1 pseudogene is annotated in these 245 nt (G+C 30.6%); it reads left to right on the top strand.

What is annotated here, in order from left to right:
• Positions 1 to 58: 58 nt before the first annotated feature.
• Positions 59 to 245, top strand: a pseudogene (locus tag AYC60_RS01950) (YeeE/YedE thiosulfate transporter family protein); the annotation flags it as partial.

The raw sequence follows: 245 nt of genomic DNA, 5'->3' as shown, positions 1-245 counted from the left end.
ATTAATTTAGAGATATATTATTTGTGTAATTAGAATAAGAAATTGAGAGGAGGCTAAGATGGAAGATAGAAAGAGTAGAAGAAAAGAGAAACCATCGCAAATACCTTATGCATTAATAATACTAGCATGTGTAGTTGGATTTGGTTTCTACTTAAAAGAACCAAAATTAGTATTAGACTGGATATTTGGACTAGCTGTTGGGACTATTCTTCAAAGATCAAGATGCTGTTTTAAAGCAGCATTTA

Origin of the sequence: Streptobacillus felis, assembly GCF_001559775.1 — a bacterium.
Lineage (GTDB): Bacteria > Fusobacteriota > Fusobacteriia > Fusobacteriales > Leptotrichiaceae > Streptobacillus > Streptobacillus felis.
This window is presented reverse-complemented; position numbering and strand designations above follow the sequence as displayed.